Source organism: Roseibium sp. QJM3NY_11 (assembly GCF_056173175.1).
Window position 1 is genome coordinate 3,284,042 of the sequence record NZ_CM149660.1, and the last position, 20,767, is coordinate 3,304,808.

General features: G+C 60.5%; 20 protein-coding genes. 11 read left to right on the top strand and 9 right to left on the bottom strand.

Annotation, left to right across the window (positions count from 1 at the left end; genetic code table 11):
* Nucleotides 1–13 precede the first annotated feature (13 nt).
* From AC0VX3_RS15215 to AC0VX3_RS15240, 6 genes are read right to left on the bottom strand one after another with little or no spacing between them, the layout of a single operon-like run.
* Nucleotides 14–1,033: a branched-chain amino acid ABC transporter permease gene (locus AC0VX3_RS15215; RefSeq protein WP_475521216.1), complete on the bottom strand. Its 1,020-nt coding sequence runs from the start codon at nt 1,031–1,033 to the stop codon at nt 14–16.
* Nucleotides 1,030–1,938: a branched-chain amino acid ABC transporter permease gene (locus tag AC0VX3_RS15220; protein ID WP_475521217.1), complete on the bottom strand. Its 909-nt coding sequence runs from the start codon at nt 1,936–1,938 to the stop codon at nt 1,030–1,032. The genes AC0VX3_RS15215 and AC0VX3_RS15220 overlap by 4 nt, the downstream gene beginning before the upstream one ends.
* On the bottom strand, nt 1,935–2,660 hold the full coding sequence (locus tag AC0VX3_RS15225; protein ID WP_475521218.1) for an ABC transporter ATP-binding protein: 726 nt from the start codon (nt 2,658–2,660) through the stop codon (nt 1,935–1,937). Before AC0VX3_RS15225 ends, AC0VX3_RS15220 begins: the two co-directional genes overlap by 4 nt.
* Complete coding sequence (locus AC0VX3_RS15230) at nt 2,657–3,388, bottom strand: ABC transporter ATP-binding protein (RefSeq protein ID WP_475521219.1); 732 nt, start codon at nt 3,386–3,388, stop codon at nt 2,657–2,659. Before AC0VX3_RS15230 ends, AC0VX3_RS15225 begins: the two co-directional genes overlap by 4 nt.
* Nucleotides 3,389–3,403: 15 nt before the next feature.
* A complete protein-coding gene (locus tag AC0VX3_RS15235; RefSeq protein ID WP_475521220.1) occupies nt 3,404–4,702 on the bottom strand; it encodes an ABC transporter substrate-binding protein in 1,299 nt (432 codons plus the stop codon).
* Between the two features lie 41 nt (nt 4,703–4,743).
* Nucleotides 4,744–6,171 carry an aldehyde dehydrogenase gene (locus AC0VX3_RS15240; RefSeq protein WP_475525187.1) on the bottom strand — a complete coding sequence of 476 codons (1,428 nt, stop codon included), beginning with the start codon at nt 6,169–6,171 and terminating at the stop codon, nt 4,744–4,746.
* A 187-nt stretch (nt 6,172–6,358) separates the two neighbouring features.
* Here AC0VX3_RS15240 and AC0VX3_RS15245 point away from each other — a divergent pair, with 187 nt between their 5' ends.
* On the top strand, nt 6,359–7,252 hold the full coding sequence (locus tag AC0VX3_RS15245; protein WP_475521221.1) for a helix-turn-helix transcriptional regulator: 894 nt from the start codon (nt 6,359–6,361) through the stop codon (nt 7,250–7,252).
* A 202-nt stretch (nt 7,253–7,454) separates the two neighbouring features.
* Here AC0VX3_RS15245 and AC0VX3_RS15250 read toward each other — a convergent pair whose 3' ends face one another.
* Nucleotides 7,455–8,270, bottom strand: a complete 816-nt coding sequence (locus AC0VX3_RS15250; RefSeq protein WP_475521222.1) for a hypothetical protein — start codon at nt 8,268–8,270, stop codon at nt 7,455–7,457.
* Nucleotides 8,271–8,390: 120 nt separating this feature from the next.
* Here AC0VX3_RS15250 and AC0VX3_RS15255 point away from each other — a divergent pair, with 120 nt between their 5' ends.
* Together AC0VX3_RS15255 and AC0VX3_RS15260 are read left to right on the top strand one after the other, a co-directional pair.
* Complete coding sequence (locus tag AC0VX3_RS15255) at nt 8,391–8,738, top strand: hypothetical protein (protein WP_475521223.1); 348 nt, start codon at nt 8,391–8,393, stop codon at nt 8,736–8,738.
* Between the two features lie 68 nt (nt 8,739–8,806).
* A complete protein-coding gene (locus AC0VX3_RS15260; RefSeq protein WP_348147564.1) occupies nt 8,807–9,370 on the top strand; it encodes an HdeD family acid-resistance protein in 564 nt (187 codons plus the stop codon).
* A gap of 112 nt (nt 9,371–9,482) precedes the next feature.
* Here AC0VX3_RS15260 and AC0VX3_RS15265 read toward each other — a convergent pair whose 3' ends face one another.
* Together AC0VX3_RS15265 and AC0VX3_RS15270 are read right to left on the bottom strand one after the other, a co-directional pair.
* Nucleotides 9,483–9,974: a phage holin family protein gene (locus tag AC0VX3_RS15265; RefSeq protein ID WP_475521224.1), complete on the bottom strand. Its 492-nt coding sequence runs from the start codon at nt 9,972–9,974 to the stop codon at nt 9,483–9,485.
* Between the two features lie 9 nt (nt 9,975–9,983).
* Nucleotides 9,984–10,280 carry a hypothetical protein gene (locus tag AC0VX3_RS15270; RefSeq protein WP_475521225.1) on the bottom strand — a complete coding sequence of 99 codons (297 nt, stop codon included), beginning with the start codon at nt 10,278–10,280 and terminating at the stop codon, nt 9,984–9,986.
* A 157-nt stretch (nt 10,281–10,437) separates the two neighbouring features.
* Here AC0VX3_RS15270 and AC0VX3_RS15275 point away from each other — a divergent pair, with 157 nt between their 5' ends.
* The 8 genes from AC0VX3_RS15275 to AC0VX3_RS15310 all read left to right on the top strand — a co-directional run bounded on the left by AC0VX3_RS15275 (nt 10,438) and on the right by AC0VX3_RS15310 (nt 20,767).
* A complete protein-coding gene (locus AC0VX3_RS15275) occupies nt 10,438–11,622 on the top strand; it encodes an AI-2E family transporter (protein ID WP_475521226.1) in 1,185 nt (394 codons plus the stop codon).
* An 85-nt stretch (nt 11,623–11,707) separates the two neighbouring features.
* The gene (locus tag AC0VX3_RS15280; protein WP_475521227.1) at nt 11,708–13,651 is read left to right on the top strand and encodes a multiheme c-type cytochrome; all 1,944 of its coding nucleotides are present in this window, start codon (nt 11,708–11,710) and stop codon (nt 13,649–13,651) included.
* A gap of 176 nt (nt 13,652–13,827) precedes the next feature.
* Nucleotides 13,828–15,396 carry an arylsulfatase gene (locus tag AC0VX3_RS15285; protein WP_475521228.1) on the top strand — a complete coding sequence of 523 codons (1,569 nt, stop codon included), beginning with the start codon at nt 13,828–13,830 and terminating at the stop codon, nt 15,394–15,396.
* Between the two features lie 182 nt (nt 15,397–15,578).
* Nucleotides 15,579–17,255, top strand: a complete 1,677-nt coding sequence (locus AC0VX3_RS15290) for an alkaline phosphatase family protein (protein WP_475521229.1) — start codon at nt 15,579–15,581, stop codon at nt 17,253–17,255.
* 28 nt (nt 17,256–17,283) lie between these two features.
* Entirely contained in the window at nt 17,284–18,291 is a 1,008-nt protein-coding gene (locus tag AC0VX3_RS15295; RefSeq protein WP_475521230.1) for an AAA family ATPase, read from the top strand.
* 24 nt (nt 18,292–18,315) lie between these two features.
* Nucleotides 18,316–19,320 (top strand): DUF58 domain-containing protein, encoded by a 1,005-nt coding sequence (locus AC0VX3_RS15300; protein WP_475521231.1) that lies wholly within the window; start codon nt 18,316–18,318, stop codon nt 19,318–19,320.
* A complete protein-coding gene (locus AC0VX3_RS15305) occupies nt 19,317–19,787 on the top strand; it encodes a DUF4381 domain-containing protein (protein ID WP_475521232.1) in 471 nt (156 codons plus the stop codon). Before AC0VX3_RS15300 ends, AC0VX3_RS15305 begins: the two co-directional genes overlap by 4 nt.
* Nucleotides 19,784–20,767, top strand: coding sequence for a VWA domain-containing protein (locus tag AC0VX3_RS15310; RefSeq protein ID WP_475521233.1), 984 nt, complete (start codon nt 19,784–19,786; stop codon nt 20,765–20,767). The genes AC0VX3_RS15305 and AC0VX3_RS15310 overlap by 4 nt, the downstream gene beginning before the upstream one ends.

The following is a 20,767-nucleotide window of genomic DNA, read 5'->3' on the forward strand; positions in this document are numbered from 1 at the left end:
GACGTTTGTCCTTTCATTCCGTTGAGCGGGTTACGTCCCTTGGTGAACCGGGGTCCGGCAATGTCCTGACGCGATATCCCAGCGGCATCACGCTGACACCGGACCGTGAGGCAATGGCCCCCCAGAGGCCCTTGGGCAGAAACAGCGAGAACAGCATGGCCGTCGCGCCAAGCCCGATCAGGTACCAGACGCCCGTATCGGCGAACCAGGTTTCCACTGCGAAGAAGATCAGCGCCCCGAGGATGGCCCCTTCGAACCGGCCCAGGCCTCCGACGAGCACCATGAAGATCATGTAGGCAGTCCATTGCACCGAGAAATAGGTCTTGGGCTGGAACGACTGAACCTGAGCCAGCCAGAGCGCGCCCGCGATGGCGGTTCCGAAGCCCGCCAGCACGAAGAACAGCCGCTTGTTGCGCATCGGGTTGACGCCGAGGGACTCGGCGGCTTCCTCGTCGTCCCGGATTGCCTGCATTGCCAGCCCTGTCGGTGTGCGCAACACGGCAAACAGCAGGCCGAGCAATACAACCATGGCACTGAGCGCCACCCAGTAGATGTAATACCGGCGCAGGTCCATGTCGTAGGAGTTGAGTGATATCAACGAGGTGCCGGTTTCGCCCTGGATCAGGGGATCGAGATTGACGCACAGATGCGCTATGGAGGCGAGAACCCACATGCCGATGGCGAATTCACCGCCTCTCAGGTGCAGCATGAATTGCGACAGCACCCAGGAAATCGCCGCCACCATCACTGCGGCCACCAACAAGGCCGCGAACGGGTCGATCCCGGCATTGGCCACGCGAATGGTCAGGTAGGCCCCGAGGCCGAAGAACAGCTGGTTGCCGATTGAAACGAGACCGCCGTAGCCCGCGAGCGCGTTCCACATCGCCGCCATGATGATGTAGATGAAAAGCACGGTCAGACGCTGCATGGCACCGACGGACGCAAACGCAGGCATGACGACCAGCAGGGCGAGGAGAAGCGCCGCGATGACGAAAGAGGCCCGCGCCAGAGGTGTCCAGCGTTGGATGGTCATCGTGCCGCCCCCTTCGGTGTGACGATCGAGATCAATGCGGCAAGCGACAAAGGCCTGCCGTGGCTTGCCAGGCGCAGAAACAGCACCACCAGAAACGCCAGATGGCCGCCGAGCAGAAATCCCTGCGGATGAATCTGTGCACCCAGCGATTGCGCAATCGCCAGAACGATGGCGCCGGCGAGCACGCCCCACAGCGAGCGGGTGCCCCCTATGATCGTCGCCTCGAATGCGAACAACAACTGGGGGCTGCCGGCATAGGCGTCGAAGGTGCCGCGCAATCCCAGGGCGGCTCCGGAAACGGCGACCGTCATGGTGGCGATGGCGGCGGCGATGCCTGCCGCGCGGCGCGCATTGATACCGACCAGCCCGGCGGTCACCGGATCGGCGGCAGTGGCGCGGATCTGGCGGCCAAGCGCGGTTCGCTTGAGCATCAGGTCGAGGGCGCCAATAATGGCTATGGCACTCACGAGAATGTAGACGGGCAACTTGCCGACATAGATGTTGCCGGGAAGTTCAAAGGCCTCCCAGCTCAGGTCGCCGACATAGGGGGCCAGCGACCTGGTGTTGGCGCCGAACTGCTGGAACATCAGGTTGTCCAGCACGATTGCCAGGCCGAAGGTGGTCAGCACCGGCAACAGGTCGCCGCCGCGGACAGCGCGTTCAAGCATCGCGCGTTGCAACAACCAGCCGGCCAATCCCATGACCGGGATCACGGCCAGGAGTGTCAGGAACGGAGACACACCGGTGGTTTCAGCCAGAGACCAGACCATATAGGCGCTCACGACCGCGAGGGATCCGTGGGCGAGATTGATGATTTTCATCACCTGGAACATGAATGCCAGACCGCAGGCGATCAGGGCGTAATAGCCACCGAGCAGCACGGACTGGAGCAGGATATTGATCATGCGGAAAGTCCTTCCTTTCGGCGGGAGTTGCCGAAATAGGCATCGGTGATGGCGTCTCGACTGGTGTTCGTCATCGCGCTGTCCAGCTGGACCCTGCCTTCGAGCATACAAATGACGCGGTCGGCGACCGTCATGGCCCGGGTCAGGTCCTGCTCGACGAGAATGATGGTGGTGCCGGTTTTCAACAATCCATCCAGGGACGCATAAACCTGATCGACCACCAGCGGCGACAGGCCCAGACTGACCTCATCGAGAATCAGAATGTCCGGATTGGACATCAATGCGCGGCCAATGGCGGTGGCCTGCTGTTCCCCTCCCGACATGGTGCCGGTCAAGGCGAGACGGCGTTTCACCAGATTGGGGAATGTCTCGAGCACCCGGTCGATGTCCCACTCGCCGTCACGGCCGGCGGTCCGGCCCAGTGACAGGTTCTCCTCGATGGTCATGTCGAGAAACAGGCGGCGTCCCTCGGGAACCAGTGCCAGTCCGGCCGCGACACGCCGATGGGAGGGCATCCGGGTGATGTCGGTACCGTTGAGGTGAACAGATCCGGCGTACACGGGGTTGGCTCCGGCGAGCGCGCGCAGCAAGGTGGTCTTGCCGGCACCATTGGCCCCGACCAGGGCAAGGACTTCGCCCCTTGCAATGTCAAAGCTGACACCCCGCACGGCCCGGAACTGCCCATAGCGGACGTTGAGATCCTTCACGGATAGAATGCTCATGCCGGCGCCCCCCCAAGGTAGGCCTTCATCACGTCGGCGTCGCTCATGACCGCGTCCGGTGCGCCTTCGGCAATGATGCGGCCCGCATCCATGCAGACGAGCCGCTCGGCAACCTGTACAAGAATATGGACAATGTGCTCGATCCAGACGATGCCGATCCCGCGCGCGCGCAGCTGGAGGATCGTCTCGACCAGTTCGGAAGCTTCGGCATCGGTCAAGCCGCCGCCGATCTCGTCGAGCAGCAGCAGTCTGGGTCGCGTCGCCAGTGCCCTGGCCAGCTCCAGACGTTTGCGGTCCAGAAGTCCGACGTTTTCGGCGGACCGGTTGGCGACCGGCATCATGCCGCAGATATCAAGGGCATCGAGCGCCAGGTCGTAGGCATCGGAGTGGCTGGCGCCGCCTGCGTGAGTGGCGGCAACGAGCACGTTTTCAAACACGGTTATTCCCAGGAACGGCTTGGGGATCTGGTGTGTGCGCACCAGACCCCGTTTTGCCCGTTCCCGTGCCGGCAGCTCGCCGATATCCGCGTCGTTCATGCGGATATTGCCGCTGGTTGGTGCAAGTGCTCCGGAAAGCACCGCAAGCAACGTGGATTTACCGGCCCCGTTCGGACCCACGACACCGACCGCCTCGTCCGACCGCACCGAGAAATCGATGCCGTTCAGAACCGAGACAGCGCCAAAGGACTTGTGGATTCCGGTCGCGCTGAGGTGGACGTTGTGGGCCATGCCGTTCGCCCCTGCCTAGCGCTTGTAGGGCAGCAGCTTGGCTGCTACCGGGACGTTGGGATCGGTTGCGTTTTCAGTCACGACATAATCGAGCGGATAATCTCCATTCTCCGACTGAATCCACTGAGTGCCGATGATCGGCCCCGGCGACACATTGGGCACCGGACCCGACGTGAAGTCCACTTTGCCGGAGATGGTTTCCACGTTCAAAACGGCAATCGCGTCGCGGATGGCTGTGCGGGACGTGGGATCCGCCGAGGCCTTGAGCGCCTCGACCCCCGCGTCCAGCAACGACAGGGTCGCGCCCAGTTGCTGGGTCCATTGCTCGCCGCTTTCCGCTTCCCAGCCATCGCTGAGTTGCTGTCCGTTCAGACCGGTCAGCGGAGATGTGTAGGGAAAATCACGGTGCCAATAGGCCGCCGAAGAGATATTGAGACCAAGGGAGCCGAGTGCCTCGATATCTGCGGGAAACAGGCCGGTCTTGGCGGTCTGGATGATCTTGATTTGCGAGGTCAGTCCCTGTTGGGCCGCCTGTCGCCAGAACGCCGCGAAATCCGGCGGGATCGGAAAGGTGTTGATGATCTCGACACCCTCGTCCTTGAACAGCGCGATCTGGGTGGAATAGTCGGTGGTGCCGGTCTCATAGGCGCCGGGGTCGACAATGGTGTACCCGCCGGCTTCCAGTTGCGGCGCCAGAACGGCTCGGACCGCGTTGCCGTCGGCGTCGTTGGGGTACATGACACCAACTTTCTTGTTGGTCTCGATCAATCCCCACTGCGACAGATAGGTCTTCAGAAATTCGCCGACGCCGAAACCGAAGTGGTAGGTCCACTTGAAAGGCGACGGTTCGCCGGGTTTGGCTCCGCGACCGAAATACCAGGCCTCCCAGGGCATCACCGTGGACAGGCACGGCACGCCGGCGGCTTCGCAGGCATCGGCCACCGGATTGATGACCTCGGGCGTGGAAATGGCGAGCATCAGATCGATGTTCTCGTTGATCAGGTCCTTGGCAAGTTGTGCCGCGCGCGCGGGGTCCGACTGGGTGTCCCGGTCGAGGATTTCCACCGCATAGGTCTTGCCGCCAATCTCAAGTCCATTGGCGAGTGCCTCGCGTGCCCGGTCGAGCACATAGCCGTCGGTCTTGCCGAAGCCGGCAAGCGGTCCGGTGCGCGGGCTGACGAAGCCGATACGGATCGTGTCGGCTTTCTGCGCCAGCGCGCCATTGGCGCCTGCCAGAACGATTGTTCCGGCGGCGACAGACGTCGTGACGAACCTCCGGCGGTTCAGGACAGCTCTGGATAAAATGGTATTCACGGTCTCTCTCCCTGTCGTTGTTGTGGTTCTTGTTTGTTGTGTCAGCGGGCAGTGCGGCCCGACGTTGTGATCCAGCGGACTTCGGTAAATTCGTCGAGGCAGGAAACGCCTCCAAACCGGCCATAACCGCTGGACTTCATGCCGCCGAACGGCATCGACGGCTCATCGGCCACCGTCGGGCCGTTGATATGGCAAATTCCGGTCTCAAGCTGAGCAGCTATGGCGGCCGCCTTGTCGAGGTCGGCGCTGAACACTGCCGAGGACAGGCCGTATTCACAGTCATTGGCAACGGTGACGGCCTCGTCCGCGGATCCCACGCGGTAGATCCCGACCAGGGGGCCAAAGCATTCCTCGGCATAAAGCCGCATCATCGGCGAAACGTGATCGACAATGGTGGCGTCCATGAATGGCCCGTGCGCAGGCCCGCCGGTCACAAGGCGCGCGCCCTTTTCCAGTGCATCGGAAATGAGGGCGGACAGGCGGGTCGCAATTCCGGGCGTGCCCAGTGGGCCGAGCCGGATGCCCGGCTGGCGCGGGTCTCCGGCAACCAGCAGGCGGGTCCGCTCCGCAAGGGCTGCGACGAAGGCGTCGGCCACCACGTCTTCCACGATGATCCGGTCGGTGGCCATGCAGATCTGGCCGTTGTTCAGATAGGCACCGAACACCGTCGCCTCGACGGCGGCTTCCAGATCCGCGTCGGCCAGGACAACAAACGGCGATTTGCCGCCCAGTTCCAGCAGGCACCGCTTGAGATGTCCCGAAGCGATACCCGCCACGATCCGGCCGACCCGGGTGGACCCGGTGAAATTGATCCGACGCACCGCCGAATGGGCGATCAGGGTCTCAACCACCTCTTCGGAATGCTCGGGTGCATTGGTCATCACACTGAGCACACCGGCGGGCACGCCCGCCTCATGAAGAAGTTCGGCCAGCAACATATGGGTTGCCGGGCACAGTTCGGATGCCTTGAAGATCACCGAATTGCCGAATGCAAGCGGAAAGGCAATCGAACGCATGCCGAGCGCAATCGGCGCATTCCAGGGCGCAATCGCCAGGCAAACACCCACTGGTTGACGCACAATTATAGATGCTGTTTCGCCGAGCGCCGGCAGGTCGGAATTGAATTTCTCCGCAAGTTCGGCGGTTGCAGTCAGGACGTCGGTCGCGACTGTCAGATTGAACGCGATCCAGTCCGCTGTCGCGCCCATCTCGGAAGTCATGCGGGAAGAGATTCTTTCGGCATATGCCGGCAGCAGGGATCTTGCTCGCAGCAGGACGGCGGCACGTTCCTGTCCGGACAGCGCAGCCCAGCCGGAAAAATTCTCGGCGGCGACTGCCGCCATGTGTTCAGCATCCGCCGCACGTCCGCTGGCGGCGCGGGACGCGACCAGACTGGTTGTCGGATCCAGGCGCTCGAAGCTGCCGCGCGTTTCCGCGGGAACCTGTTCGCCATTGATGAACAGTCCCACCAGGACCGGGGATGCCTGTCCATCATCTGTGATCGGAACCTGCTCTGAACGAGTCGGTTTCGGGGTGTTTTCCAAGATGTCCTCCCAACGCTTTCCTCAAAGCGCAGGAAAGCCTCACACGTTTTCTTCGAACATGACATGATGTAAAATGGATATGTAATGTTGTTTTCTGGGAAGTTTTGACGACATGGTGGCTCAAGACAGCGCGCTGGTTTCGCTGATCAGGTTCGAAAGCATCCAGTCGGGGCTTCGGCCCCGCACGTTTTCCGCAGGTGCGGGCAGTTTTGCGGATTTCAATTTGTTCGCGATCGTGGCGCGCGGACGCGCGGACGTCCTCAGCGAAGATGCAGAGGTCGAGATTGAAAGCCATGCGGTCCTGATCCTGCCGCATGGCCAGCCCGCTCAGATCCGCGTTCCGGCTGGAACCCGCGCATGGCTGGTCGGCTTTGCGCGGCCGCTGCAGCCACTGATCGTCGGCAGCGGCACGGAGAGCCTGATGCTCAACATGGTGCTGGGTCGAATGACGCTTACACCGGGGAACCGCGACGTGGTCGACCGGAGCATTCTGCCGCTTTTGCCCCTGCTGGCAGATGAACTGGCCGACCCGGCCAAACGCTCCCAGGCGGCGGCGGCCGCGTTGTTTCGACTGTTGCTGATCGCGGCAAGCCGGATGCTCATCGGCGACGAACTGGTCGAAGGCACCAATGACATTCATATCCTGCATCGGTTTCGCCAACTGGTCGAACTGGGCTACCGGTCCCGCAGGAAGGTGAACGACTATTGTCAGGATCTGAATTTAAGCTACGACCGGCTGCATGACATCTGCCAACGCAATTTGAACCGGACACCGCTGTCCCTGGTTCACCAAAGGATCCTTCTGGATGCGACCACCTGGTTGAGGCAATCGGACGAAAGCATTCATTCGATCTCGCAGCGTCTGGGTTTCAACGACCCGACCCGGTTTTCGCATTTCTTCAAGCGCGCGATGCAGGTGTCGCCCTATCAGTTTCGCACAATGGCGCATGCCGAGCGAACCAGCCAGCAAGACGCCGCGTTGGGTGAATTCGCCGACTGGCCCTGACACACGAGAAACGGAAAATCTCCAGCCCTGCCGAAGAGGCGCCCCTGCAGTGTTCGGCATGAGGGCATCTCCAGAAAGACCCCACGTGCGTCTTCTATGCTCCATGCCTTGTATCATGGCCAAAGACGCCAAATTCCCGTGACCGGTCCGCTCCCGGGTGGTCAGCCCGTTCAAGGACCTCGGGCAATGGCCTCGGCAGGGTTCAAAACGTCGCTGAAACACCCAGAACCGGGCCGTGGGTGATGGCATCGTAGGCAAAGCTGGATGTTCCGCTCCGGCCATTGTCATAATCGACGCTCAAGACCTTGTATTGCAGGTGCGCCGCCCAGACGTTGCTGAAACGGTACCCTGCCCCGCCCTGGACATTCCAGGTGAAATCAGAGGCCAGACCGAAGCCGCCGATATCGGCGCGGGCGTTCAACGACCATTTGTCGGTCAGGTCGTGCGACCCGCGCAGCCCGATTACCGGATCCCACCAGTTGTCGCCCCGGGTGGTGGTGAAATTCCCGGCAATCGAGCCGGTAACATTGAGATCCATTGAAATGTCCCAGTACCGGCCGCCGGCATAGATATCGATGAAGCCGTTGCCGGAGCTGTAGGCCCGATAGGTCAGCATGGTTTCGACAATCAACTGGCTGACGCCCACGCGCGCCCGCCCACCCGTGCGCAAGATATCCTGGGCATTGCCGAGTTTCATGTAGGCGATGTCGATGAACGCGCCGAAGGTCTGGTCGTAAAGCGCCTCGGCGTGGATCATGCCGCCAAAATGAAGGTTTTCGAGGATGTCGCCCGTGCTGACATCGACGTCCGTACTGGGCAGACGTCCCACCTGGCTGGTGCCGGTGATGTTCGCGCCGACAAAATAGGGTGCAACGATGAACTGCCAGGCCCGGTCGACCCGCACGTTGACCTGATTGCGCTGGTCTTCCGCGGCCAAAACCGTTTCCGCGGGCCATGCCGCCGCACCAGCCATGGTGGCGATGAGCAGCGCTCGCTTCTTCAGTCCCGTTTTCATCATGTCGACCCCTCCACCGGCATTCCCTGCATGACCTTACGCGCTTGAGACTCGCAAGAACACCTCGTCATTTTCTTCACAGATGAACAAACTCTTCGAAATCTGTTCAGTCTGACGCACGACATGACCGCTCAAAAGTGCCTGTCCGCACTCCGGGTCCATGCACAGGCCTTTATCGGGCGGTCACCGTTTGTGTCTCTGGGGACGCAGAACACGGAGGCCAGCGGCAGCGGCAGGGGCATCATCGCTGCGAATACTGCGGTTCCGACGCTCACCGATGCAGGTGTGCCGCGTGCAAGGTTCCTCGTCCAGTTCGAATTCGACACCGAGGCAACGGCGCGTGAATTGCCCCCGGGAGCCTCGGGCGCGGTGGCGATCTGGTCCAGCCAGGGCATTCAGCAGACGTTGATGTTCCGGCGAGCCGCGATCCGGTTCTACAGCTATTTCAACTATGTCCTCCCGGACGGATAGCCGGGATCTGGAAGTTCAGGTACGAAAGGATGCCACAGACACAGTCCGAACCAGATCAGGAGAAAACCATGACCGATACATCGACAAATCTCCCAGCCAGTTTCAAACAGGCCCTCAAGGACAACAGATCGAGCGTCATGTGGATCGGGATCCTCATGGCTGTCGTGGGGGCGGTCGCCATCATTTTCCCGTTCGCGGCAACCGTGACCACGAACTACATGGTCGGCTTTCTGTTTCTGTTTGCCGGGGTTCTCGGCATCTGGCATTCGTTTTCGATCAAGGGGACCGGCCCCTTCTTCGGCGCATTGCTGATGGGTCTGGTGACTGTGGTCGCGGGTGTTTTTCTTGTTTCAAACCCGCTTGAAGGCATTCTCATCCTCACCATAACCGTCGGACTGGTGTTCGTGTTCGAAGGTGCCTATCAGCTGTTCGCGGCCTTCGAATTCAGGCCTGCCAAGGGCTGGGGCTGGATGCTGGTTTCGGCCTTGATCAGCATTGGCGCGGGGTTGCTTATCGTCAGCAAGCTGCCCGGAACGTCTCTCTTCGTGCTCGGATTGATCATGGGGATCAATTTCCTGTCGACGGGCCTGTCGATGATCATGCTGTCCAGAGCCGTCGACGAAGGCGCCTGACGCCAGAAACCGCGGGGGCGCCATCGAGCCTCGTCCAAGCCATTGCCGCCCGGAAGGGTTTCCAGGCGGCAACAGAGACCTTCCGGCCGGTTGCCGCCCCGCAAATGCCCGATCAGCCTTTGCCCTTGGTCAGGGATTTGATCAGCAACGTCAGGATCGGTGTCAGGAGAGCGTTGATTGTTCCGTCCAGCGGATTTCGGGAAAAGGCCAGCAGGCTCTTTTTCAATGTCAGCAGTTCTTCCCGGACTGCGTCGACCTCGTCCTGGATGTGTTCGGCCTTGGCCTCGAGTTCAAGCAGGCCGGCGTCCCGGACTTCGCGGGCAAGGTCCAGTTCGGGGCCGGTGCTCAGACGGGAGCCCCAGACAACAAGCAGTGTTGCGATCAGAAAATCTGCGAGCGCCACTCCAAGAGCCGCGTAGACAGGACCCCAGCCCTCTTCCAGCGCGAAAAAGCCAGCGACATTGAGCATCCCGAGACCAAACACGAAGATCAGGCCGGCAAACGCCATCGAGCCGATGCGTTTGGTGGCCACATTGAGTTTTGCCTCGATGATCAGGAGCTCTGCGCGCCAGATAATCCGCATGGTCCTCACAAGACTGTCCATGAAGATCTCCTATCTTCGAAGAAGAGCGCCGACAACAACGCCGAGAGCGAAAGCTCCAAGCACCGCCGTAACCGGACGCTCCTTGATTTCGTCGCCGGCCTCTTCGACCAGTTCCGACAATCTGTCGGCGAGCTTGCTGATTTCGGGGTGTTCGGAAGGTTCGACCGGATCCGCCTCCTCCGTCGCCGGCGCGGCCGCCGTCTCGTCGAGCGGTTTCCTGGGCCGCGGCTTGCGGGATCGGCGCTTGCTGTCGGTTTCCGCTTTCAATTGTGAAATCTCGGTCTTGAGATCTGAGGCGCCCGGCATTGAGATTTCCTTCGCATTCAAGGGAGAGCGTACCGTAAGGTTCCCCACCTTTAAAGGCAAAAGTTCCGGAATACCGGCAGGTTGGAGCAACAGGGCGAACTATCGGTTTTCCTGAACTGATGGCAGAATGGGCAAGTGGGCGATGGAGAGCGACAAGGTGACTAAGGACAAGAGACAGGGCGAAAGAACCCGATTCCAGATGGGTGTCATCGGCTTCATTGCGCTGGCGACCGGCGCCGTTTTTCTCGGACTGATCGGCGACTATCTGATCGCCCTGTTTCTGGCAGCCATATTCAGCGCCATGTCGGCTCCGATGTATCGGTGGATTTATGATCATACCGGTCGGCACAAGGGCCTCGCGGTCGGCCTGACGCTTGTCGGCCTGTCGGTTGGTGTGCTGTTGCCGCTCGGGGCGATCGTTGTCCTGGGTGTCCAGCAAGCCACCACTGTCGCCAAGTCGACCACCGCATGGGTCGAGACCGTCGATGTGGAGGCCCTCGGCAAGGCATTGCCGGCCTGGCTCCCGTTTGACGTGGATCTTGCAGGTCTGGGTGCAACAGTGACGCAAAAGATCGGGGAAGCGGCCGGTCAGATCGCCAATTTTTTCGTTACCGCGTTGTCCCATGTGACCAAGGGCACGGCTTCCTTCTTTCTGAGCCTGTTCATCATGTTCTACGCCATGGTCTTTTTCCTGCCGCAGCCGACCAACATGTTCCAGCAGATGCTGGTTCATTCGGGACTGCCACGAGACGTGCAGGAAAAGCTTGGAGACCGGGTTCTTTCCATCAGCCGGGCGACGATCAAGGGAACCTTCCTGATCGGTGTTGCCCAGGGTGTTCTGGGCGGGATCGGTTTCTGGGTGGCCGGACTTCCGGGTGCGGCATTCTGGGGCTGCGTCATGGCGGTGTTGTCCGTTATTCCCGGCATCGGGCCGACGCTCGTTCTCATTCCGGGCGTGATCGTTCTGGCGGCGAATGATCACGTGATCGCAGCCGTCGGGCTTGCGGTGTGGACCGGGATGGTGGTCACCACCGTCGACAATCTGTTGCGGCCCATTCTTGTCGGGCGCGACACGCGGATGCCGGACCTTCTCGTTCTCATCAGCACATTCGGCGGCCTGGCGTCCTTCGGCGCGGTCGGACTGGTTGTCGGCCCGGTTATCGCAGGACTTTTCATGACGGTCTGGGCTGTCTTCGAACACACGCTGCGGACAAACGGCCTGACTGACGACACCGCGACGGACACTGTTTCAAACGATCCGGCCGCATCGGAAACCGAAGGCCCGTACCGGGAAATTGCAATCTTGCGCGCCGAATTGGAAGCATTGAAAAATCAAAGATAGTTTCTTCGCCGGAAGACGCAGGTATCGTGTTCTGAAGTCCGGATTGGACGTAGACGCCAGGATGACCGGGCGCGCGGGAGGTGCAATGAACTGGCTGGGACTTGGTCTGTGGGCGTTTTTTGCGTTCGGCTGCGCTGTGAACGCGGCCGCCGCTGCCGAGACCGTGCCGTCTTATGTCGGGTCCGGTTCCTGTGGAAGCTGCCATTCGGACGCTCTCAGGTCCTGGCAGTCCAGTCATCATGCAGACGCCTGGCTGCCGGTGACCGACCAGACTGTCGATGGCGACTTCAATGACGCGGTTTTTGAGCACCGCGGCCGAACCACCCGTTTTTTCCGGGACGGCGACCGTTACCTCATCGAAACCGCGGATATCACCGGCGGGCCGAAGGTGCTGGAAGTCAAGGGCATCGCCGGGATTGCACCGCTGCAGCAGTATCTCGTGGAAACCGAACCCGGCAGGCTGCAATCCTTCGACGTGGTCTGGGATCAGGAGAAAAAGACCTGGTACCACCTTTATCCGGATCAGGTTCTTCCTCCCGATGACGGCTTCCACTGGACGGGACCTTACAAGACCTGGAACGCGCGCTGTGCGGATTGCCATGCAACGGGTTTTCGCAAGAATTACGATGCCCGTATCCGTCGGTATGAAAGCACGCAGGAAGAAACGGGTGTCGGCTGCGAGGCCTGCCATGGCCCGGGCGAAGCTCATGTCGCATGGGCGGCCGAAGGCGGCAGCGGATTTCGGAGCCCCTTTCCCGGGACAGACGCCAAAGGGCTTCTGCTGAGTTTCAGGGGGACACCGGCCACGATCGAAATAGAGCAATGCGCCGGCTGTCATTCGAGGCGGGAAGCTTTCGAGGATGGGAACCCCACCCCCGGCACGCCGTTTCACGACAGCTACCGGCTCGCCTTGCTGCGCGCGGAGCTGTATCACCCGGACGGCCAGATCCAGGACGAGGTCTATGTCCACGGGTCTTTCCTGCAGTCGAAGATGTTCGCAAAAGGGGTCCGTTGTTCGGATTGTCATGATCCGCATAGCGTGCGCCTGAAAGCCGAAGGCAATGCCGTTTGCACGCAGTGTCACTCCCCTTCAGGCAACCCGCCGTTTCCCTCGCTGGCCTTGAAGCCCTACGATGACCCGGCGCATCATTTTCATGAAACAGACAGTGACGGCGCCGCTTGTGTCTCCTGTCACATGATCGAGCGGACCTACATGGGCATTGACGGCCGCCGGGATCATTCGTTCCGTGTGCCCCGTCCCGATCTCAGCGTGAAGATCGGCACGCCGAATGCCTGCACCGATTGCCATACGGACAAGACGGCTGCCTGGGCCACGGAAGCCCTGGTACAGCGGTATCCCGACAGCCGTCACAGGGGAGCGCATTTTGCGGAGGTCTTCGCCGCCGCCAGAGCCGGCACGAGCGAACTGGGCGCTGACCTGCTGGACATAGCCCGACACACGGAATTCCCGGGGATCGTTCGGGCCTCCGCTCTCAGCCTGCTTGAAAACCGCGTGGCAGAGGACCAACGCGTTCTGGCTGTAGCCCTTCTGAGCGATCCCGACCCTCTTGTTCGCGCTGCCGCGGTGCCGTTCCTGGGTATGGGGCAAGATGACGGTGCCACTCTGATCGACGCCCTGGAGGACACGGCCAGATCCGTCCGTATTGCGGCGGCGCGCCAATTGCTCCGGATTCCCCTCGGGATGCCGTCCGAACAGGACCGCTCGGCCGCCCGGTCGGCACAGCGAGAATGGCAGGAAAGTCTTGCCGCCAGACTGGATTTTCCCGAAACTCACATGGCACTCGGCGGAACCGCCCTGGCGTTGCGGAATTCAAAAGCTGCGATCCGCGCGTTTCAGGAAGCGACCAGCCTCGACAGGCAACTTGCCGAGGGCTGGATCATGCAGGTCCGGTTGCATATGGCAGTTGGCGATTTGGCGGGCGCGACAGTTGCCCTTCAAAGAGCACTGCAAAATATTCCTGATAACGCGATTTTATTGAGGCTTAGAAATCAGCTTTCGCAAAGATAGACTTTACAAAAGCCACCGACCAAAGATTACCTCTTGTAAAGAAACATACTTATAGTTCGATTTTTTCAAAAAAATCATGCGTGATTGAATGGTAATTTTCAACAGGCTTGACCATTGTCAATAGAATGTGTCGCAATAGATGTATATTTCATCTTGGCCTAGTGGAGGAATATATCATGTTTACGGGAATGAGATTGCGTGCCGGCAGATTGTCTGCCTTTGCTGCGGGGGCATTGCTACTGGCAATTGCGACGCCTTCATTCGCGCAACAGGATGAAAAACCGAACATACTTGTCATCTGGGGTGACGATGTCGGCCAGTCGAATATCTCCGCCTACACCTTCGGCCTGATGGGATACCGCACGGAAAACATCGACCGGATCGCCAAGGAAGGCATGATGTTCACCGACTATTACGGCGAACAGTCCTGCACCGCCGGCCGGTCTTCCTACATCATGGGCCAGAGCGTTTTCCGGACGGGCCTGTCCAAGGTCGGCCTGCCGGGCGCGGACCTTGGCATGCAGGTCGAGGACCCGACCATTGCCGGCCTCCTGAAGCCACATGGTTACATGACCGGTCAGTTCGGCAAGAACCATCTGGGTGACCAGGACTCCATGCTGCCAACCAATCACGGCTTCGATGAGTTCTTCGGCAATCTTTATCACCTGAACGCCGAGGAAGAGCCGGAAAACCCGGATTACCCGAAAGATCCAGCGTTTCGCGAGCGTTACGGGCCGCGCGGCGTGATCAAGTCTTCTGCCGACGGTGCCATTGAAGATACCGGTCCGCTGACGAAAAAGCGTATGGAAACGGTCGACGACGAGACAGTCACGGCGGCGATCGATTTCATTCGCCGGGCCAACGATCAGGGCAAGCCGTTTTACGTGTGGTGGAACGGCACAAGGATGCACTTCAGGACCCACATCAAGGACGAGATCCGCGGCATTTCCGGCCAGGACGAATACAGCGACGCCATGCTTGAGCATGACGGTCATGTCGGACAACTGCTTGCAGTGCTGGACGAGCTTGGCATTGCGGACAACACCATCGTTCATTATTCGACCGACAACGGCCCGCACATGAACACGTGGCCCGATGCGGCCACTTCTCCGTTCTTCGGTGAAAAGAACACCAACTGGGAAGGCGGCTGGCGTGTCCCGTCGATGGTTCGCTGGCCGGGCAAGATCGAGTCGGGTTCGATCTCGAACGAAATCATGCACCACATGGACTGGCTGCCGACCTATCTTGCGGCCGCCGGCGATCCGGACATCAAGGCGAAATTGAAGGAAGGCAGCGTTCAGGCGATCGGCCGCGACTACAGGGTCCATCTCGATGGCTACAATTTCCTGCCGCATCTTCTGGGTGAAGAGGAAGCAGGACCGCGCAAGGAGATCTTCTATTTCGCGGACACAGGAGAACTCACGGCCCTGCGCTATGATGACTGGAAGGCGATTTTCCTCGAGCAGAAAGAGTACGCCACATTGCGGGCCTGGATCGAGCCCTGGACGGTCTTGCGTGTTCCGATGATCACCAACCTGCGCCGGGATCCCTATGAGCGCGCGCATGTGACCTCGAACACCTACTACGACTGGATGATCGACCGGGTGTTCTTCCTGGTGCCGGCGCAGGCCTATGTCGCCGAATTCCTGAAAACATTCCAGGAATTCCCGCCACGCCAGAAACCGGCAAGCTTCTCCATCGACCAGGTCATGGAGATGATGACGGACTCGACCGGGTCTAAATAGAGCGCGGTTTCCCCATCCCAGGCGGCGGAACGGCCGCCTGGGATTCACGGGCAACCCTGTCCGGCTTTAACAAGACCACAGTCGAGGACCGGTCGCGGTGCGCCCGTTTTTCCGGACCTGCCCGGATTTTCCCCGACTGCAAAGGAGAGGCTCATATGAAATTACGGTCAAGGCACCTCTGCATGACGACCGGTCTCCTTCTGACCGGTTTCTGGTCGGGACCAGTTTTCGCCGAACCTCAGGCTCCACGCCTGGTGCTGCAGATCACGGTGGACCAGCTCCGCGGCGATTTGATCGACCGGAACCTCGAGCACTTTGGTGACAAGGGTTTTCGATATCTCCTCGACAACGGGGTTTATTATACCAACGCCCATCACCGGCATGCCAATACCGAAACAATCGTCGGACATACAACACTTGCAACCGGAACCGATCCCTCGGTCCACGGCATGGTTGCCAATCTCTGGTTTGACCGGTCGACCGGCACGCCCTTTTACAACGTGCAGGATCCAGACTATCCGCTGCTGGCGACGTCGGGTGTTGACCAGTCGACGGAAATCGATCCGACGCAACGCGCCGCCACCTCGGATGGACGCTCCCCTACCTCGATCCTGTCCTCAACCCTCTCCGATGAAATCGCCATTGCCAATGCGGGCGTGTCAAAGGTTTTCGGTGTTTCCATCAAGGATCGCGGTGCCATTTCCATGGCAGGTCATGCAGGAAGCGCTTACTGGTTTTCCAAAAGCGAAAGCCGTTTCGTGACATCCAGCTATTACATGGATGCCTATCCGGAATGGGTCGACAAATGGAACGACGCGGGACATGTTTCGGCCTATGCCTATACCGACTGGACCCTGTCCGACACCGAAAACAGTTATCGTTTCATCGAATTCGACGACGCGGATTGGGAAACGGAACTTCCTGGATTTGGTCGCACCTTTCCTCATCCGTTCGGCGCCCGGGACAGCAAGTATTATACAACACTGCTTACACTCAGCCCGGCAGGCGATGAACTGACGACATCTTTCGCGACTTCCCTGATCGACAATGAAGGGATCGGCAGCGACGCGGTGACCGATTACCTGTCTGTCAGCTATTCCTCGACCGATTATGTCGGCCACATCTTCGGCCCCTCAAGTCTGGAGGCGGAAGACAATCTGCGCCGGTTGGACAAGTCCCTCAGCACTCTGCTGGCGCATGTCGATGAAACAGTGGGTCTTGAAAACACACTTGTCGTCCTGTCCGCCGATCACGGTGCGGCTGAAGTGCCAGGTTACCTGGAATACCTTGGAGTTCCGGCAGGGTTCTTCAATTTCGATGACATCGACAAGGAACCGGCCGCAAAAGCCCTGATCGCCGAGTTCGGTGTCGCTCAGGAACTGATCGCCTCCTTTTCCCAGCCCTACGTCTATCTCGATGACCGGCTGATCGCGGACGAGGGTTTGAACAAGGCCAACGTCGCCAGAGCGCTCGCGCGGGAACTTCAGAACATGCCCGCGATCGCCTACGCCATTTCCAGCGAGGACCTGGCAAGTTCGGCTGTCGCCAAAACTTCCGTGAGTGCCGCCGTCCTGGCGAATTTCCATACCGCACGCTCCGGTGACGTTTATGTGGTGTTCGAGCCGCATTGGTTCGTCGGGGATTTCGACGGTCTCCACGTCGCCTCTCACCATGGTTCTCCCTGGACCTATGACACCCATGTGCCGATCATATTCTCGCGTCCTGGAATGAATGCCCATAGGATCTCGAGGCGGGTTGAAACCGTCGACGTGGCGCCGACAGTCGCGGCTTATTTGCGGATCAAGGCCCCGAGCGGGTCGCTCGGCGCTGTCCTCAAAGAAGCCCTTTCGGCTCAATAACTCCTGCCCAAGTAATTCGGATGACCTGATGCCAGATCCCCTTCAACAGATCCAGTCGCTCAAAAAGCGCATGCAGCAGTCCATCATCGGCCAGGAAGGGGTTATCGACAGGCTGCTGATCGGATTGCTGGCAAACGGCAACCTTCTCGTCGAAGGCTTGCCGGGGCTTGCGAAGACCCGGGCCATCAAGGCGATGGCAAAAAACCTGGAGGCCGACTTCAGCCGGATCCAGTTCACGCCGGACCTGCTGCCGTCGGATGTCACCGGTACCGAGGTCTATCACCAGTCCGGTGGCACCAGCACGTTCCGGTTCGAAAAGGGACCGATTTTTGCCAATATCGTTCTGGCGGACGAGATCAACCGGGCCCCGGCCAAGGTCCAGGCCGCCCTTCTCGAGGCCATGGAAGAGCGCCAGGTGACCGTTTCGGGCACCACCCACAAGATGGATCCGCTCTTCATGGTCATGGCCACCCAGAATCCGGTGGAACAGGAGGGGACCTATCCCCTGCCCGAGGCGCAGATGGACCGGTTCCTGATGCATATCCTGATCACCTACCCGCCGGTCGAGGATGAGGTGAAGGTGATCGATCTGGTGCGCAGGGAAGAACGGTCCGCATTGACTGAGGCGATGCAGGCGGACAGGACGGCGAAGACGGCAACGGAGAGTGCGGCTCCCGTACCGCAAGCAGCCCTTTTCGACGCCCGTGCGGAAATCGCGAATATCCACGTTTCGGACGCCATCGCGCGGTATATGGCCGATCTCGTCTACGCGACCAGGACACCGGAACTCTATTCGGAGGACCTGGCACGCTGGATCGAAATCGGAGCCAGTCCGCGGGCCTCGATCGCGCTGGACAAATGCGGCCGGACACACGCCTGGCTTGCCGGGCGCGACTACGTCGACCCGGCCGACATCCAGGCCATCGCCGCGGATGTGTTCCGGCACCGATTGACGCTCACTTTCGAGGCCGACGGTGATGGCGTTTCCCCTGACAAGGTTGTCGACGAAATCGTCAGGAATGTCGCCCTGACCTAGGGTCTGTGGAACCCGGAGACGCAAATGCGAGATCGCACAGCCAGAACACGGGCCGGCTTGTCGGCAAAGTCCGTTGACCGGATACGATTGGGCGATCCGCGCATTCACGTGACGCTGTCCCATTTGCGGTCGCTGGAAAGCCAGGCCCGTGGCCTGCGGTTTCTGCCGCGACAGCCGGCAGCCAGCGTTCTCAACGGACGCCATGCCTCCCGCTTGCGTGGGCGGGGACTCAATTTTGAGGACCTGCGCGAATATCTTCCTGGTGACGATCCGCGGACAATCGACTGGAAGGTCACCGCACGGACAGGCAAGCCGCATGTCCGGGTCTACAGCGAGGAACGGGACCGGCCCGCGCTGCTGGTCGTCGATCAGCGCATGTCCATGTTTTTCGGCACCAGACACGCGATGAAATCGGTCACTGCCGCCGAGGCTGCCTCTCTTGCGGCGTTCCGGATACTGGATCAGGGGGACCGCGTCGGCGGTATCGTGTTCGGGGACGATTTCGCCGCGGAAATCAGGCCCCGTGCCAGTGTCCGTGCCCGCGACCAGTTCCTGGCTTCGCTGGTACGCGCCAACCATTTGCTGCGTGCGGATGCTCCGATCACCGACACGCCCGGGACCTTCAATCAGGTGCTGGCTAGTGTCGCCCGGATCGCGCGTCGCAATCATCTGATCCTGATCCTGTCCGATTTTGACGGCATCGATGAAACCACCGAAACGCTGATCGCGCAGATGTCCCGGCACAATGATGTCGTGCTGTGCCCCGTGACCGATCCGATCTCCCGGCAAATCCCGGAGGACCTGAACCTGGTGGTTTCCAACGGCGTCCTGCAGGTCGAACTGGACACGTCCAGCGGCGACACCCGACAAAGACTTCAGGACTTCTCCTCCGGCCGGATTCAGGAAATTCTTGCCTGGCAAAAGCGCTACAGGCTGCCGGTTCTGCCACTCAGTGCGGGCGAAGAAACCGTTCCGCAAATGCGCCGGCTGACAGGCTTCAGGCCGGACCAAAACGGCGGCCCGGCATGAGCAGCGACTGGACAGGACTGAACCTTGCCGACCTGGTCGATCTGCTGGAACCGCTGCCTGAGCCCGAACCGGTCTCCATGATTCCGCAAACCGCCGGATGGATCTGGCTGGGTCTGGCAATTCTTGCAATTTCCGGGCTGGTGGTCCGGTGGGTCCGGATCAGGCGCCGCAAGACCGCATACCGGCGACAGGCACTCGCGGAACTGGCCAGATGCCCGGACGAAGCCAGCCGCTTGGCCGGTCTTCTTCGGCGAACCGCCCTCTCCGCCTATCCCCGGGCCGAAGTCGCGTCTCTGCATGGTGCTGCATGGCTGGCGTTTCTGGACAGGGCTTATGGCGGATCCGCGTTTTCAAAAGGACCGGGGCGGCATCTGATCGCGGCGGCGTATCGGCCGGAGACAACCCAAGAGCCGTTGAAACCCCTGGTGCGCACCTGGATCAAGATGCATCGGGTGGCGTCGCCATGATCGAATTTGCCACCCCCCTTGCCTTCCTGCTGGCTCCTCTGCCCCTGGTGATCCGGTACGTCCTGCCCGCGCATCAGGAGACGGTCTCCGCGCTTCGATTTCCCTTTTTCAGGCGCCTGGCCCATGCGGCGGATCTTGCACCCAGGGCGGGCGCCGTCGTCTTTCGGCGCACGATGCTGCAGAATGGTGCGGCGATTCTCATCTGGGGGCTTCTTGTGAGCGCGCTCGCGGGTCCCGAACGGGTTGGCGAGCCGATTGTTCAGGAAAAGGCCGCCCGCGACGTGATGCTGGCCATCGATATTTCCGGCTCCATGGATCAGCGGGATTTCAGGTCGGCTCAAGGTGAGTCGACGCAAAGGCTGGATGCGGTCAAACGGGTCGTCGGTGACTTCGTGTCCGCGCGCGATGGCGACCGGATCGCGCTGATCGTTTTCGGTACAAAAGCCTTCGTGCAAGCCCCTTTTACGGAGGATCTCGGGTCCGTTCGTGCCCTGCTTGAACAGACGGAGGTCGGAATGGCCGGCCCGCACACGGCGCTCGGCGATGCCATCGGCCTCGCCATCAAGACGTTTCAGTCCAGCACGATCGAAGACCGGCTTCTGATCGTGCTGAGCGACGGTGCCGATACGGGCAGCCGGATGACGCCGATCAACGCCGCCGCCATTGCTGCCGGTGAATCCATTGAAATCATCGCCATCGGCGTGGGCGATCCGGACGGGAGCGGCGAGCAGCGTCTGGATGAGCGCACCCTGAACGACATCGCCTCCGCCGCCGGCGGCGCATATTATTTTGCCGGGGACGAAACCGCCCTGTCAGATATCTACACGCGCATCGACGCACAGAAACCAAGCGCGGTCGAAACGACGCGCTACCGGCCCAGGGAAAGCCTTGCCCATATCCCGAGCGGTCTTGCTGCTGGTATCGCCTTCCTCACGCTTGCCATTCTGTATGCTTCCACCCTGCGGCGAAGGACAGTGTGA